The sequence below is a fragment of the Rhizobium sp. WYCCWR 11128 genome, assembly GCF_013416305.1.
Classification (GTDB): Bacteria; Pseudomonadota; Alphaproteobacteria; order Rhizobiales; family Rhizobiaceae; genus Rhizobium; species Rhizobium indicum.
In genome coordinates this window covers 220,528-235,557 of sequence record NZ_JACCEZ010000004.1, presented here as the reverse complement: position 1 = coordinate 235,557, position 15,030 = coordinate 220,528, and the positions used below count along the sequence as shown (strand labels likewise).

Sequence of the window (15,030 nt, the reverse complement as noted above, 5' to 3'; positions counted from 1 at the left end):
CGTATCGTCATGCGCCATCGTCATACGCCGCTTGCCGGAATGCCGCTCCGCGTCACCTTGCGCGGCGCGGTGATATCCTTCCACTGGGAAAGCGCCTTGCTGACAGCCGTGACCGGCTCGCGCCTGACGAATTCGCCGTGACCCTCGCGGGTCTTGATCGCACCTTCCTCAATCGCGACGACGCCGCGCGTCAGCGTATAGCGCGGCAGGCCGGTCACTTCCTTGCCTTCGAAGACGTTGTAGTCGATCGCCGACTGCTGGGCCTTGGACGAAATGGTCTTGGAACGTTTCGGGTCCCAGACGACGATATCGGCATCGGCGTCGACAAGGATTGCGCCCTTCTTCGGATAGATGTTGAGGATCTTGGCGATGTTGGTCGAGGTGACGGCGACGAATTCGTTCATCGTCAGCCGGCCGGTGTTGACGCCGTGAGTCCAGAGCATCGGCATGCGGTCTTCAAGACCGCCGGTGCCGTTCGGGATCTTGGTGAAATCACCGACGCCGAAACGCTTCTGCGCCGTCGTGAAGGCGCAATGGTCGGTCGCGACCACCTGCAGCGAGCCGGAGGCGAGGCCGGCCCACAGCGAGTCTTGATGCTGCTTGTTGCGGAAAGGCGGCGACATGACGCGGCGGGCGGCGTGGTCCCAGTCGGGATTGGAATATTCGCTCTCGTCGAGCGTCAGGTGCTGGATCAGCGGTTCGCCGTAGACGCGCATGCCTTTCTGGCGGGCGCGGCGGATCGCTTCGTGCGCCTGTTCGCAGGAGGTGTGGACGATATAGACCGGGCAGCCGGCCATGTCGGCGATCATGATGGCGCGGTTGGTGGCTTCACCTTCCACTTCGGCGGGCCGCGAATAGGCATGCGCCTCGGGGCCGTTATTGCCCTCGGCGAGCAGCTTTGCCGACATCGAGGCGACGACGTCGCCGTTTTCGGCGTGCACCAGCGGCAGGGCGCCGAGTTCGGCGCAGCGCTGGAACGAGGCGAACATCTCGTCATCGTCCACCATCAGCGCGCCCTTATAGGCCATGAAGTGCTTGAAGGTGTTGATGCCCTTGTCGCGGACGATGGTCTCCATCTCCTTGAAGACCTGCTCGCTCCACCAGGTGACCGCCATGTGGAAGGAATAATCGCAATTGGCGCGGGTCGATTTGTTGTCCCACATGGTCAGCGCCTCGAGCAGCGACTGGCCAGGGGCGGGCAGGGCGAAATCGACCACCATCGTCGTGCCGCCGGAAAGGGCGGCGCGTGTGCCGCTCTCGAAATCGTCGGAAGAATAGGTGCCCATGAAAGGCATTTCGAGATGGGTGTGCGGATCGATGCCGCCCGGCATGACATAACAGCCGGTCGCATCCAGCGTCTCGTCGCCCGAGAGGTTCGGACCAATCTCGATGATCTTGCCGCCGTCGATTTTCACGTCAGCCTTATAGGTCAGGTCGGCGGTGACGATAGTGCCGTTCTTGATGACTGTGGTCATTATCATATCCTCAATCGTAAAACGCTAAAGCCAGGACTGCGCCGCGTCCCTTTTCAGTGCGGCGCCAATTCACGAACGCTGCGCATTCCATCAGGTCGACCCACTGTTGCGGCGCTGCATCCTTGAAATGCAGATAATTGTTGATCCGGACGGTCAGAGCTTTTCCCGGCTCGACGGTCAGTTTCGACATCCCTGCATCGGGGTCGTCGAGACAGCTCATACAGTCGATCCAGGCATCCATGTTGCGACCGTAAAGGTCAGGAAAGCCGAACGTCTCGGCGAAGCCGTCATGAAATTTATCATGCCCGACCAGTCGAGTGCCATCCATGACGACCACCGCTTCGGTCGCGCTCACACCACAATCTCCGCCGTCTCGACCACCGCATGAAACAGCACATCGGCGCCCGCCATCGCCCATTCCTTGGAGATTTCTTCCGCCTCATTGTGCGAGAGCCCACCGACGCAGGGGCACATGACCATCGTTGCAGGTGCGACCTTGGCGGCCCAGCAGGCGTCGTGGCCGGCGCCGGAGATGATGTTCATGTGGCTGTAGCCGAGCCGCTCGGCAGCGTCGCGCACCGACGTGACCAGTTTCGGATCGAAGGTGATCGGCTCGAAGTGGCCGATCGCCTCGATGGAACAGCCGACGCCGAGTGCATCGGTGATCTCAGGCGCTTTCGCCTCGATCTTTGCCCGCATGCGGTCGAGCTTCTCCTTGTCGGGCGAGCGGATGTCGACGGTGAAGACAACCTTGCCCGGCAGCACGTTGCGGGAGTTTGGCGAGAAGAACACCTGGCCGACGCCGCCGACGGCGCCCGGCTGTTCGCTCATCGCCACGCCCTGGACCATCTCCAGGATGCGGGCCATGGCGAGGCCGGCATTGACGCGCAGGTTCATCGGCGTCGAGCCGGTATGGGCTTCCTTGCCGGTCAGCGTGAATTCCAGCCACCAGAGGCCCTGGCAATGGGTGACGACGCCGATCTGCTTTTCCTCGGCTTCGAGGATCGGTCCCTGCTCGATGTGATATTCGAAATAGGCGTGCATCTTGCGGGCGCCGACTTCTTCGTCGCCGACCCAGCCGATACGTTTCAGTTCGTCGCCGAACAGATTGCCCTCGGGGTCCCTGCGATTATAGGCGAAGTCCAGGCTGTGCACGCCGGCGAAGACGCCTGACGCCAGCATGGCGGGGGCAAAACGCGCGCCTTCCTCGTTGGTCCAGTTGGTCACGACGATCGGATGTTTGGTCTTGATGCCGAGATCGTTCATGGTGCGCACGACTTCGAGAGCTGCAAGCACGCCGAGCACACCGTCATATTTGCCGCCGGTCGGCTGAGTGTCGAGATGCGAGCCGACATAGACGGGCAGAGCATCGGGATCGGTGCCGGGGCGGGTGGCGAACATCGTGCCCATCCGGTCGACACTCATGGTCAAACCGGCATCGTCACACCATTTTTTGAAAAGGCTGCGGCCCTGCGCATCGGCATCCGTCAGCGTCTGGCGATTGTTGCCGCCTGCTATGCCGGGGCCGATCTTCGCCATCTCCATGAGACTGTCCCAGAGACGGTCGCCATTGACGCGCATGTTCTCGCCTGGTGCTGCCACCATTTTGTATGCCCTCACCTGTTTGCGGCAGTCATGCAAAGGGCATGCCCGCCTGTTCCCGTGGTCCTTCCCTGCGCCCCTTATTGGTTTTGTCGAGCGCCGGAAAATCGCCAGTTGCCTTTGTTTTGCATCTGACGGATAATTTGACCGATTGGTAAACATTACAACTTCCACCGCCGGGCTCAAGACGAAAATCACGAAAATTGCCGATAAAAATACGGGCAGTTGCTCAAGAAAGCGGCGGGAACGTTTCCGGTCTAAACTTGAGCGAAGAAGTTGAATTTCAAGGGGAAATAACAGCCTGTGACCATACCGAGAGCAGCGAAAACCCTGAGGCGGACGCGAATCCAGGAAGAGAAGGAAGAGCAGATCCTGGAAGCGGCGCTCGACGTGTTTTCGGCAAGCGGCTTTCGCGGCTCGACCATCGACCAGATTGCCGAAGTGGCCGGCATGTCGAAACCCAACCTGCTCTATTATTTCCGCACCAAGGAAGCCATGCACCGGGCGCTGATCGACCGAGTGCTCTACACTTGGCTGGAGCCGCTGCGGGCCTTTAACGCCGAAGGCAATCCAGAGACGGAAATCCGCAGCTACATCCGCCGCAAGCTGGAGATGGCCCGCGATTTTCCGCGCGAGAGCCGGCTTTTCGCCAACGAGGTGCTGCAGGGCGCGCCGCATATCGAGGACGAGTTGAAGGGGCCGCTGAAGGAACTGGTCGACGAGAAGGCGGAGGTCATCCGCGCCTGGGCGAAGTCAGGCAAGATCGTCAAATGCGATCCCTACCACCTGATCTTCTCCATCTGGTCGACGACGCAGCATTACGCCGATTTCGACGTTCAGGTGCGTGCCGTGCTGGGGCAGGAACATTCGGGCGAAGGGCGCTTCGAGGATGCGGCGCGCTTTCTGGAACAGCTCTTCATCGGCGGGCTGCGACCGGATCTCCTTGGGGGGTAAGCGTTTTACCCTCTCTTCGGGAGCGGCACCCGGGCAAGAATATCCGTCACGCCTTCCATCGTATAAGGCTTCTGCAGCACGGGCGCGTCCGAGTGGCTGTTTGCCTGGGCGATGCCCTCCCCATAGCCCGTGGCAAAAACGAAGGGCACGCCGTCGGCTGCCAGCCGGTCGGCAATCCCGAAACTCGTCTCATCGCCAAGATTGACATCGAGAAGCGCCAGATCGAAGGACTGGCCAGCCAGAATTTCCATCGCCTCAGTGACACTTGGCGCCGTTGCCACGTCGGCGCCCAGGCGGCGCAGGATGTCCTCCCCATCCATGGCGATGATCAGATTGTTTTCCACCAGCAGCACGTTGAGGCCGGAGAGCGGTTGATCGTCGGCAATCGTCTTGCGTTCGGTCGCTCCGACCGGAGGCGGATTCGACCGTTCGCTCGTAGGGCCGACGACATGTCGCGCCGGAATGCAGAAATCGGCCTCGAGCCCATCCTTGACGTAGCGGACCTCGGCTTTGCCGCCGAGGTCATACGGGATAGAGCGGCGGATGATCGTCGAACCGAAGCCATGGCGTTTGGGTTCGACGACGGGTGGACCATCCTTTTCGCGCCAGCCAATGCGCAGATTGCCCTCGTCGTCGCGATGCCAGCCGAGTTGAACGGTGCCACTGCCGGTGCCGGAAAGGCTGCCATATTTGGCGCTGTTGGTCATCAGCTCATGGAAAACAAGGGCGGCGGTGGAAAAGGCCTGCGGTTCCAGCAGCACGTCCTCGCCGCTCATCTGGATGCGTTGCGCATTTTTCCCGAGATAGGCGGCTGTCTCTGCCAGCAGCAATTGCCGGAGCGAAGCGGGCGCCCAGTGATCGCGGGTGATCTGGTCATGGGCGCGGGCGAGCGACTGAATGCGGCCCTCGAGCTGGCGGATGTAGTCGCCAAAGCCGACCGACGTTGCCTGTGACTGCCGGATAATGCCGGTGATCAGGCTCAATATGTTGCGGACGCGGTGGTTCAGCTCGGCGATCAGCAGTTCCTGGCGCTCGTTGGCCGTCTGGCGGGCCATGCTGACCTCGTCGGTGAGACGCAATACCACTTCGATCAATGTGACACGGATCGTTTCGGCGACACGGCGCTCGGCTTCCGTGAAGGGCAGCGAGCGGCCGCGCACCAGTTCCGACCAGGCCTCGAAACTCTTGCGCGGCGTCAGCCGCGGGCCGTTCGGGCCATACTCCACCGGCTTGTGCGGGTCGCCGCCCCAGCGGACGGTGCGCACCAATTCTTGACGGAAAAGCACGACATAATCGCGCGGCGAACGCGAGATCGGGATGGCGAGCATGCCTGCCACCGCATCGTCGACCTCAAGATCCGGATAGGCTTCCGCGAGCCGGTCCACGGCATAGATGCGGCCGGCGGCGTTGCGGTTGAGGTGGCGGACGAGGGCTGCGAAGCCTCGCTCATTCGGCCCGATGCCGGCAAGGGCCAAGCGGCCGTTGATCCACACGCCGATCCCGTCGGCAGGAATGGCGTCGGCGAGCGCCTCGATCAGCCAGGCCGGATCGTCGAGCAGGCTCGCATTGTCTGCGACGGAGGTGAGAAGCCGGTCGGCAATGCGACGCGCCTTTGTCTCGTAGTCGAGAGCCAGTCGCCGTTCGCGGCTTTCAAGGCGCGACGCAAACATCTGACCGAAGAGTTCGGCAGTCGAGCGGCTTTGGGCCGAAGGCAGACGCGGGCCGTAGTGGTGGCAGGCAAACAGGCCCCAGAGCTTGCCGTCTACGACGATCGAAATGGAGAGCGAAGCGCCAACGCCCATGTTTTTCAGATATTCGATGTGGATCGGCGAGACCGAACGCAATACCGACATGGAGAGGTCGAGCGGCCGGCCGTGCTCGTCGAGCTGCGGCAGGATCGGGACCGGGACGGCGTCGACATCGGCAATGATGCGGAACAGGTTGCGCAGATAAAGTGCGCGCGCCTGTACCGGAATGTCGGAAGCCGGATAGTGCAGCCCGAGGAACGAGCCGATGCCGGCCCGGGCGGCTTCCGCCACCACTTCGCCGGAACCGCCTTCGTCGAAACGATAGACCATGACCCGATCGAAACCGGTGAGCGCCCGCGCTTGTCTTGCACCTTCACGGAAGAAGGCTTCCAATGTTTCCGTGTGGTCGAGGCGCGACATCATGCTGCGCATTGAGAGCGAGGCGGCGTCGTGCCTGTCTTCCTGGCAGCGCTCGCCTTCGATGATGACCTCACCGCCGTTCAGGTGCACGGCAAGGTCGAACCTGTTTTGATCGGACGTCAGGGCAATGCCGAAAATGCGCTCGACGACGTCGGAACCACGCAGCGTGGTAAGCTTGTTGCGGATTGTGTGGAGTGCTTCGGGTGTAATCACAGAGAGAACGGGACGGCCGATCGCGTTGGTCTCTGTGACTCCGAGAAACTCCGCTAGGTTTGCGGAGGCGCGCATGACAATCCAGTCTGAGGACACCGCCAACAGAAAGCCGAAGGGCTGAATCGAGCCGAGCTGGTGGATCGGCTCACGGTCGCAATTGGTAAGATCGACGGGTTCGTGCGTGCCGTTCATGGGACGGCTTCCAGTTCGGCTTGCCCGGCTTTGAGGAAGAGATCGAAAACATCGCGGGCTGCGGCGACAGCCGCATCGGGATCCTCCACCATGGTCGCGTCGAGACGATCCATGAAGAGCCGCATGGCGCCCTTCAGGCCTTGCAGGCTCAGATAGCTGTTGGGCAAGTGGTCGGGCACGGCCTTGGCGAGCAGCAGGCCGCCGAGTTTGGAGCCTTCGAGGACATAGGCGGCACCCCAGATCGCTGCTTCGCTGAGCAATGCCGGTTGCGGAAGCAATACCGGCAATCGATCATCGAGTTCCCGGATGTCGGCAGCCAATAGATGCGCGCGCCTTCGGTCCGGCCAATCCGGCAGCAAACGGCCGATTCCTCCATTCTCTAGCGCATATTCGACTGATGGTACGACCCGGGCATGCGCGCGCAAGAAAGCCCTATAATCCTGGATGCGTGAGAGGTTAAAACTGCCGAAGAGGGTGTCGACCGCGGCGTGGCAATCTGCAGTTTGTGCGCGGAGGGCGCTGCGAAGTGACATGCTGACGTTTTTCCGAGTGATATGGCGGCCGCCCAAAAGAGACGACGAACTAGCGGATATACTGCGGCATCGGGTTATTTCCAGAGAAACGCCTAGGAATAACATGGGTTTCTCGTCGCTCGATGCGCGGCGAGCGCTTCAGCCCATCATTGCCGGCAGTCCGGCGGCGAGCGTATCGATCGCGAGCCGCACCTTCGGCAGCATGACCGGAGAGCGCAGCCAAACGGCATGGGCGTCGAAGACATTGGCCGGTTCCTGCTTCAGCACCTGAATGAGCCGGCCTGCCAGCACCTCTTCGCGGACCAGCCAGCAGGGCAGCCAGGCAAGACCGCGCCCGGCGACGGCCGCATCGGAAATCGAAGCGAGGTCGTCGAGCCGCAGTCGCGCCTTTGGCGGCATCCGCCGTCCGGGATCTGCTGCAGTCGGAAAGATCCAACCCTTGTCATCATCGCCCCGCCTGTAGACGATGCCTTCATGTTGCGGGATATCGAAGACCGTCTGCGGCGCGCCATGTTTTTCCAGATAGGCGGGCGATGCGCAGACGGTCATGCGCTGGCGGGCGATCGCCCGGGCCATCAGATCCGGATTGTCCTTCAGCGGTCCGTTGCGGATGACAAGATCGAACCCGTCCTCCAGCAGGTCGACGACACGGTCGTTGAAGGAAAGGTCGAGTTCGAGGTCCGGATGTTCATCGAGCAGGCGTGCCAGGATCGGCGCGATGCAGTGGCGGCCGAAAAGCACGGGCATCGAGATGCGCAATCGGCCGCGCACGTCACGCCGGCCGGATTCCAGCATGGCTTCCCCGAGGCGGATTTCCTCGACCGCCCGCAGGCAGCGCTCGTAGAAGAAGCGGCCTTCCTCGGTGAGGTTCTGCATGCGTGTCGTACGGTTGAAGAGGCGCACGCCGAGACGCTGTTCCAGACGTGCGATGGTCTTGCCGACCGCCGAACGCGTGAGATGGAGCCGCTCGGCGGCAGCCGAAAAGCCACCTGCTTCGACGGCTTCGACAAAGATCGAGATACCTTTCAGTTGCTCCATTTGTTTCCTCGTTGGAACCATTCTGGAGAATTAATATCGCAACTGGTGCGAAATATTCAACGATATGTTTTGCGCTCCCTGCAATGGACAAGGAGCAATGCAATGCAGACAACACGGCAATGGCAGATCGACGCGGTAGGTCCGGAACGCCAGCTGACGATCGGCGAGCGGAGGCTCGAACCGGTTTCGGGAAACAGGGTTCTGGTGCGGACGGAAGCCGTCTCGCTCAATTTCCGCGATCGGTTGGTGATGGAGAGCGGCATGGGGTTGCCGCTGCAATTTCCCTTCGTGCCGGCTTCCGATATGGCAGGGGTCGTGGAGGCAGTCGGACCCGATGTCAGCCGTTTCAAGCCGGGAGATCGAGTCATCTCGACCTTTTCGCCTGACTGGATCGACGGACGCGGCTTGGGCGATGCGCGCACCCCACCTTACAAGACGCGTGGCGGCTTTTATCCCGGCGTCCTCTCCCAATACACTGTGCTGTCCGAGGAGTGGTATTCACGCGCGCCTGATACGCTCGATGCGGCGCAGGCGAGCACCTTGCCCTGCGCCGGGCTGACTGCCTGGTTCGCACTGATCGAACGCGGCGGCCTGAAAGCCGGCGATAAGGTGCTGGTGCAAGGCACCGGCGGTGTGGCGCTCTTCGGTCTGCAGATCGCCAAGGCGCATGGTGCGGAGGTCTTCATCACATCAGGCAGCGCCGAGAAGCTCGAGCGCGCCGTTGCCCTCGGCGCCGATCACGCGATCAACCGCCATGAGGGCGACTGGGTTGAGCAACTCCATCAGTTGACCGGCGACTATGGCGCCGATCACGTGCTTGAGATCGTCGGCGGCCCGCATCTCGGCCAGGCGTTGAAGGCGGTGGCGATCAATGGCCGCATTTCCGTCATCGGCGTGCTCGAGGGGTTTGAGGTTTCCGGCCCGGCCGGCCCGCTGCTGCTCAAGGCGCCTGTCGTGCAGGGCATTTCCGTTGGCCACCGCCGTGCGCTTGAAGATCTGGTGCGGGCAATCGACCAGACCGGACTGAAGCCTGTGATCGACAAGCGTTATGCCTTCGGCGAGTTCCCTGAGGCGCTCGATCATCTCTATCGCGGGCCTTTCGGCAAGGTGGTCGTCGAGTTCTGATGATCGCGATTCAAACTGTTGAAGCACCGCGCGTCTAAAAAGACGCGCGGTGCTGTCGTCAGGCGGCAGTGGAAACGCCCTGTTCGAAGGAGAAGCCTTCATCGGCCCAACCGGTCATGCCGCCGATCATCAGCTTCACGGACAGGCCGAGACGGGAGAGGCGAAGTGCGGCCTTGTCCGCCCCGTTGCAATGCGGGCCGGCGCAATAGACGACGAACAGCGTATCGGCGGGCCAGGCCGACATGCGGTGCGCCGTCATCTTGCCATGTGGCAGGTTGATGGCGCCGGGAACATGGGCCTGTGCGAAGAGCGTTGGCGAGCGCGCATCGAGAAGAACGAAATCGACCTTGCCCGACGCAAAGGCGGCGTGAACATCGGAGCAATCGGTCTCGAAGGTAAGCTTGGCTGCATAATGGGCAGCGGCCATATCAGCGGCTGCGGCGGGGATTTCTGCGACGGGGCTTGGCATTTGCGATTTCCTTTTGGGTTCGAATTGCCGCCTGGTATCGCCGATGCTAAAGCTTTGCGAAATTGGCCATCATGACTGACAGCGTAAAGATCATGCCAAACTTATCGCCACAGCAGACGAAAGGACCGCTGGTCGCAGCGCTTGCCTATGATGGGCTCTGCACCTTCGAATTCGGTATCGCCTACGAGGTCTTCGGCCTGCCGCGGCCGGAAATGGGCGAAGGCTGGTATCGCTTCTCGGTCTGCGGCGTCGAACCGGGTCCGCTTCGCGCTGCGGGAGGGCTGACGGTCGCAGTCGACAAGGGACTGGAAGTGCTTGACGAAGCGGACCTGATCGTCGTGCCCGGCTGGCGGGCGATCGATGCGCCGGTGCCGGCACCGCTCGCCGTAGCGCTCAGGGCAGCGCATCAGCGCGGCGCGCGCATCATGTCGCTCTGCTCCGGCGTTGCGGTTCTTGCCGGATCGGGGCTGCTTGCCAACCGCAGGGCGACGACACATTGGCGCTATGTCGCCTCGATCGCCGCACGTTATCCCGACATCACGCTCGATGCCGACGTTCTCTACATGGACGAAGGCAGCCTGCTGACGGCGGCGGGCAGTGCTGCCGGCATCGATCTCTGCCTGCATGTGGTGCGCGGCGATTTCGGTTCGGAAGCTGCAAACAGCGTGGCAAGACGCCTCGTCGTGCCGCCGCACCGCGAAGGCGGACAGGCGCAGTTCATTCACGCGCCGGTTCCCGTGGAACGCGAGGGCATCCGCTTGGGGCCGCTGATCGAATGGATGCGCGAAAGCCTTTCCGAGGAGCAGCCGATCAGCCTGCTTGCGAAAAGAGCGGGCATGAGCATGCGCACCTTCCAGCGGCGCTTCGAAGCGACGACGGGCCTCAGCGTCGGCGAATGGCTGCTGAAGGAGCGGCTGCGGCATGCCCGCGATCTGCTGGAAAAGGAACTTGCGGCTTCGCTCGACGATATCGCCGCCGCCAGCGGCTTTGGAACATTGGCGACGATGCGGCATCATTTCCGCAGGCGCCTCGGAACGAGCCCGAGTGCCTATCGGAAGTCATTCGGTGATTAGACTGACTTGGCACTTCGAACGTTGCCGGCAGGATGCGACGCCGCGAATTGATCTTCTCCGCGGCGTTGCGAATTCTTACTCCGCCGCTTGGCGGGCCATCGGGTTGTTCGGGTGCGTCGTCCAGTTGGCGTAGTTGGGGTCAACGACGCGACCGGTGCGCTTGTCGAGGGTGCCGGCGGGAAGCTGCTCCATGGTGATGCAGTTCTCGACCGGGCAGACGCTGACGCAGAGATTGCAGCCGACGCATTCCTCGTCCATCACCTCGAAATGGCGAACGCCATCGACGAAGTTGGTGATCGCCTGGTGCGAGGTGTCCTCGCAGGCGATGTAGCAGCGGCCGCATTTGATGCAGGCGTCCTGGTCGATCTTCGCCTTGGCGATATAGTTGAGGTTCAGATATTGCCAGTCGGTGACGTTGGGCACGGCGCGGCCGGTGATATCTTCGAGGCTGCGATGGCCCTTTTCGTCCATCCAGTCGGAGAGGCCAGTGATCATCTCCTGGACGATCTTGAAACCGTAGGTCATCGCCGCCGTGCAGACCTGGACGTTGCCGGCGCCGAGCACGAGGAATTCGGCCGCGTCGCGCCAGGTGGTGATGCCGCCGATGCCCGAGATCGGCAGGCCATAGGTTTCAGGATCGCGGGCGATCTCGGCCACCATGTTGAGCGCGATCGGCTTTACCGCCGGGCCGCAATAACCGCCATGGCTGCCCTTGCCGCCGACCGTCGGGTTGGGGGCGAAGTTGTCGAGATCGACGGAGACGATCGAATTGATCGTGTTGATCAGCGAGACGGCATCGGTGCCGCCGGCCTTGGCGGCGCGGGCGGGGCGGCGGATATCGCTAATGTTGGGCGTCAGCTTGGTGATGACGGGCATGCGGGTGTACTGCTTGCACCAGCGCACGACCATCTCGATATACTCAGGCACCTGGCCGACCGCGGAACCCATGCCGCGCTCCGACATGCCGTGCGGACAGCCGAAATTAAGCTCGATGCCGTCGGCGCCGGTCTCTTCAACCAACGGCAGGATCGCCTTCCAGGCCTCTTCCTCGCAGGGCACCATGATCGAGGCGATCAGCGCCCGATCCGGCCAGTTCATCTTCACCTGCTTCATTTCCCGCAGGTTGGTATAGAGGTCGCGGTCGGTGATGAGCTCGATGTTGTTCAAACCGAGCAGGCGGCGGTCGGCGCCCCAGATCGCGCCGTAGCGCGGGCCGTTGACGTTGACGACGGGCGGGCCTTCCTCGCCCAGCGTCTTCCAGACCACGCCGCCCCAGCCGGCCTTGAAGGCGCGCTCGACGTTGTAGGCCTTGTCGGTCGGCGGCGCAGACGCCAGCCAGAACGGGTTCGGGGATTTGATGCCGACGAAATTATTGCGGAGATCAGCCATTGTTCATTCTCCCCTTCAAGCAACCGCGACAGCCGGAGCGGCTGCTGCGGTGAGGCCACGATGGATGGATTCAGCCGCGTCGCGCCCGTGGGCGACGGCCGAAACCGTGAGATCGTCTCCGCCGAAGACGCAGTCGCCGCCGGCCCAGACGCCGTCGAGCGAGGTATGGCCTTCGCCATCGACGGCGATGCGGCCGGATTCCATGCGCAGCGAACCGAGACCAGAGGCGTCAAAGCTCTGACCGATCGCCTTGAAGATCTGGTCGGCGGCAATGACACCGGTTTCGCCGGTGCCGACGAGGCGGCCTTCGAGAAGCGTCGTATATTCCACCTCGATAGCGGCGACTTTGCCGTCCTGCGACAGGATCGATTTCGGCGCCAGCCAGTGCCGGATGATGACGCCGTTGGAGCTTGCCAGATCCTGCTCGAATTCGGAGGCGTTCATCTGTTCCTTGCCACGACGGTAACAGATCGTCACCTCCTCGGCGCCGAGCAGCTTTGCCTGCACGGCAGCGTCGATCGCCGTCATGCCGCCGCCAAGGACGACGACGCGGCGGCCAATGGCGATTTCGCTTTTGTCTTCGGCCTGGCGAAGGGCCGCGATGAAATCGACGGCATCGTCGACGCCCGCAAGGTTTTCGCCCTCGATGCGCAGCGCGTTGACGCCGGCAAGACCGATACCGAGGAAGACGCCGTCATATTGCGCCTGCAGATCGGAAAGCGAAAAATCGAGGCCGAGACGCTGCCCATGCCGAACCTCGATGCCGCCGATCGAGAGGACGTAATCGACTTCCTTCTGGGCGAAGTCGTCGACCGTCTTGTAGGTGGCGATACCGTATTCGTTGAGGCCGCCGGATTTTTCCCTGGCATCATAGATGAAGACGGAATGGCCGTTCACGGCCAAACGATGGGCGGCAGCAAGGCCGGCCGGGCCTGCGCCGACAACGGCGATGGTCTTTCCGCTCGGTTCAGCCCTGGCATAGAACTGCCGCCCGGCATGCATGGCGGCATCGGTCGCATAACGCTGCAGGCGGCCGATCTCGACGGGCCGCTCTTCAGCCGTGTTGCGCACACAGGCCTGTTCGCAGAGTTCTTCGGTGGGACAGACGCGGGCGCACATGCCGCCAAGGATGTTCTGGTCGAAGATCGTCTTTGCCGAGCCGATCGGATTGCCGGTCGAAATCTGGCGGATGAACAGCGGAATGTCGATCGAGGTGGGACAGGCCGTCATGCATGGCGCGTCATAACAGAAATAACAGCGGTCAGCGGCGACCAGCGCCTCGTGATTGTCGAGGCGCGGATGAAGATCGGAAAAATTAGCCTCATACTCGGCGGGCGAAAGCCGGCCGGCATGAATCCCGGTTTCCAGTCGTTCCATTGAAGTTCCCTCATTATTGGTAAACGGCCTGTGAGGGAAAGCGTAACTCAGGTTTAAAAATTTATCAAACGGTAAAATTTTTACGATTTTCTCTTGTGGCCTCCCAAGTAATGCACTGTTTTCGTTAGGAGAATTTACCCGACGGTGATGAGTGAAATGACTGGGTGTTCGACACGAGAAAGGCATCCGAAAAAAGATTCAAAAAAGTCGAATTTTTTGTTGGCGGCAGGGAACCAAAGTTTGATGTCGTCGTTATTGCGATATCCGGATGGTGATCGCATCGACCCAACATGCGCGCCCCCAACCCACTATCCGGACGTACTCACGGTCCCCTCCCGGTGAGTGAAGACAGCTGGTGCGCCGCCCTCGCACCGGCTGTTTTTCTGTTTTCGGCTGCCTCCCGGCTTTTCACACGCGCTTGAAGATCTCGAATTCGCTTTCCGGAATGGTCAAACGATATTCGATGCGACCGGGAATGAGGTTCAACTCCGCTTTGCCATTGACCGACGAGGGCACGACACGCTCCAGCACGGTACGTCCGAAGCTGTTGTCGCTGAATTCGTGGATTTCCGACTGATCATGCAGCACTTCCGCCCAGGCGATTTCGATCGCCTTCCTGTCATTGATCATGGCTTCGCGGCAATTCAGCGTGATGGAGGCGGCGCCGCCTGATATCGCGCCAAAGGAGGCGGAGTTGACGATGAGTTCGTGGAGGGCGAGCCCGAGATGTACGGCGGCATTCGGTGTCAGGTGAGCGTTGATCCCGTAGATCGGCATGGAGCCGGCCGTTTCCGGCCAATAGGGGGCAAACTGCTTTTCGGCGAGTTCGAAGAGGTAGGCGCCGCGCCAGCTCGAATCCGTGATCAGGTCCTGCGAATTGGACAGCGATTGCAGCCGTCCGCGGAACTTAAGGAGGAAGCTGTCGAGAGAGAGCGTGTTGCGCGCCGTCTGCGTGGCAATGCCCTGGATGATGGCGAGAAGGTTCTTCGAGCGGTGTGAGAGTTCGCGCAGCAACGACTTCAGAACTTTTTCGCGATGCCGGCTTTCGGTGACTTCAGCCATGACGGAAAGAAGTCCATATGCGCCGCGTTCGCCGGTGCGCTGGATCTTCAGTTCATAAGTGCGCGTTTCGCCGTCAACGTCGATCTCGACCTCGGCATTGTTAGGGATGCCGGTTTCCAGCACCTTGTGTTTCAGCGCAGTCAGATATTGCCCATGGGCGTCGCCAAAAAGGGCGGCGTCGCTGCCGCCGGGCATAAAGAGCGACGCGAAATGCGGCGGCAGATTTTCGGCGTAGAAGATCGACAGTCGGGCGTCCTGGCAGAGGATCGAAATCCCGGCGCTGCCGAGCGCGCGTTCCATCATTGCGGCTTTGCCTTCAAAGGTGAAAGGCATGCCGGACAATGGTTCAGTCGTATTCAC

Annotated in this window: 13 protein-coding genes; 3 read left to right on the top strand and 10 right to left on the bottom strand. The window is 61.6% G+C overall.

Annotated elements, in window-relative coordinates:
* Positions 1–20: 20 nt before the first annotated feature.
* From hydA to HX898_RS15890, 3 genes are read right to left on the bottom strand one after another with little or no spacing between them, the layout of a single operon-like run.
* On the bottom strand, positions 21–1,475 hold the full coding sequence (gene hydA, locus HX898_RS15900) for a dihydropyrimidinase (RefSeq protein WP_138330221.1): 1,455 nt from the start codon (positions 1,473–1,475) through the stop codon (positions 21–23).
* Positions 1,476–1,485: 10 nt separating this feature from the next.
* A complete protein-coding gene (locus HX898_RS15895) occupies positions 1,486–1,830 on the bottom strand; it encodes a barstar family protein (RefSeq protein ID WP_138330222.1) in 345 nt (114 codons plus the stop codon).
* Positions 1,827–3,080, bottom strand: a complete 1,254-nt coding sequence (locus HX898_RS15890) for a Zn-dependent hydrolase (RefSeq protein ID WP_180195067.1) — start codon at positions 3,078–3,080, stop codon at positions 1,827–1,829. Before HX898_RS15890 ends, HX898_RS15895 begins: the two co-directional genes overlap by 4 nt.
* A gap of 300 nt (positions 3,081–3,380) precedes the next feature.
* Between HX898_RS15890 and HX898_RS15885 the strand changes: the two genes are divergently transcribed.
* On the top strand, positions 3,381–4,031 hold the full coding sequence (locus HX898_RS15885; RefSeq protein ID WP_180195066.1) for a TetR/AcrR family transcriptional regulator: 651 nt from the start codon (positions 3,381–3,383) through the stop codon (positions 4,029–4,031).
* A 5-nt stretch (positions 4,032–4,036) separates the two neighbouring features.
* On the opposite strand, the gene HX898_RS15880 is transcribed toward HX898_RS15885, so the two are convergent.
* The 3 genes from HX898_RS15880 to HX898_RS15870 all read right to left on the bottom strand — a co-directional run bounded on the left by HX898_RS15880 (position 4,037) and on the right by HX898_RS15870 (position 8,175).
* Positions 4,037–6,604, bottom strand: a complete 2,568-nt coding sequence (locus HX898_RS15880; protein ID WP_180195065.1) for an HWE histidine kinase domain-containing protein — start codon at positions 6,602–6,604, stop codon at positions 4,037–4,039.
* A complete protein-coding gene (locus tag HX898_RS15875) occupies positions 6,601–7,137 on the bottom strand; it encodes a biliverdin-producing heme oxygenase (protein WP_138386811.1) in 537 nt (178 codons plus the stop codon). The genes HX898_RS15880 and HX898_RS15875 overlap by 4 nt, the downstream gene beginning before the upstream one ends.
* Positions 7,138–7,275: 138 nt before the next feature.
* Positions 7,276–8,175, bottom strand: coding sequence for a LysR family transcriptional regulator (locus tag HX898_RS15870; RefSeq protein ID WP_180195064.1), 900 nt, complete (start codon positions 8,173–8,175; stop codon positions 7,276–7,278).
* Positions 8,176–8,277: 102 nt separating this feature from the next.
* Between HX898_RS15870 and HX898_RS15865 the strand changes: the two genes are divergently transcribed.
* Positions 8,278–9,300, top strand: a complete 1,023-nt coding sequence (locus HX898_RS15865; RefSeq protein ID WP_180195063.1) for an NAD(P)-dependent alcohol dehydrogenase — start codon at positions 8,278–8,280, stop codon at positions 9,298–9,300.
* A gap of 58 nt (positions 9,301–9,358) precedes the next feature.
* On the opposite strand, the gene HX898_RS15860 is transcribed toward HX898_RS15865, so the two are convergent.
* Positions 9,359–9,769, bottom strand: a complete 411-nt coding sequence (locus HX898_RS15860; protein WP_180195062.1) for a rhodanese-like domain-containing protein — start codon at positions 9,767–9,769, stop codon at positions 9,359–9,361.
* A gap of 71 nt (positions 9,770–9,840) precedes the next feature.
* On the opposite strand from HX898_RS15860, the gene ftrA reads away from it, so the two are divergent.
* Positions 9,841–10,842 (top strand): transcriptional regulator FtrA, encoded by a 1,002-nt coding sequence (ftrA, locus tag HX898_RS15855; protein WP_180195061.1) that lies wholly within the window; start codon positions 9,841–9,843, stop codon positions 10,840–10,842.
* 75 nt (positions 10,843–10,917) lie between these two features.
* Here ftrA and preA read toward each other — a convergent pair whose 3' ends face one another.
* From preA to HX898_RS15840, 3 genes are all read right to left on the bottom strand, one after another.
* Complete coding sequence (gene preA / locus HX898_RS15850) at positions 10,918–12,231, bottom strand: NAD-dependent dihydropyrimidine dehydrogenase subunit PreA (RefSeq protein WP_138330231.1); 1,314 nt, start codon at positions 12,229–12,231, stop codon at positions 10,918–10,920.
* Positions 12,232–12,246: 15 nt separating this feature from the next.
* A complete protein-coding gene (locus HX898_RS15845; RefSeq protein ID WP_180195060.1) occupies positions 12,247–13,608 on the bottom strand; it encodes an NAD(P)-dependent oxidoreductase in 1,362 nt (453 codons plus the stop codon).
* Between the two features lie 408 nt (positions 13,609–14,016).
* The gene (locus HX898_RS15840) at positions 14,017–15,012 is read right to left on the bottom strand and encodes a sensor histidine kinase (RefSeq protein ID WP_171598589.1); all 996 of its coding nucleotides are present in this window, start codon (positions 15,010–15,012) and stop codon (positions 14,017–14,019) included.
* Between the last annotated feature and the right edge of the window lie 18 nt (positions 15,013–15,030).

Coding starts and splice junctions, on each gene's coding strand:
- hydA (WP_138330221.1), bottom strand. CDS start 1,475: ATGACCACAGTCATCAAGAACGGCACTATCGTCACCGCCGACCTGACC.
- HX898_RS15890 (WP_180195067.1), bottom strand. CDS start 3,080: ATGGTGGCAGCACCAGGCGAGAACATGCGCGTCAATGGCGACCGTCTC.
- HX898_RS15880 (WP_180195065.1), bottom strand. CDS start 6,604: ATGAACGGCACGCACGAACCCGTCGATCTTACCAATTGCGACCGTGAG.
- HX898_RS15875 (WP_138386811.1), bottom strand. CDS start 7,137: ATGTCACTTCGCAGCGCCCTCCGCGCACAAACTGCAGATTGCCACGCC.
- HX898_RS15870 (WP_180195064.1), bottom strand. CDS start 8,175: ATGGAGCAACTGAAAGGTATCTCGATCTTTGTCGAAGCCGTCGAAGCA.
- HX898_RS15865 (WP_180195063.1), top strand. CDS start 8,278: ATGCAGACAACACGGCAATGGCAGATCGACGCGGTAGGTCCGGAACGC.
- HX898_RS15860 (WP_180195062.1), bottom strand. CDS start 9,769: ATGCCAAGCCCCGTCGCAGAAATCCCCGCCGCAGCCGCTGATATGGCC.
- ftrA (WP_180195061.1), top strand. CDS start 9,841: ATGACTGACAGCGTAAAGATCATGCCAAACTTATCGCCACAGCAGACG.
- preA (WP_138330231.1), bottom strand. CDS start 12,231: ATGGCTGATCTCCGCAATAATTTCGTCGGCATCAAATCCCCGAACCCG.
- HX898_RS15845 (WP_180195060.1), bottom strand. CDS start 13,608: ATGGAACGACTGGAAACCGGGATTCATGCCGGCCGGCTTTCGCCCGCC.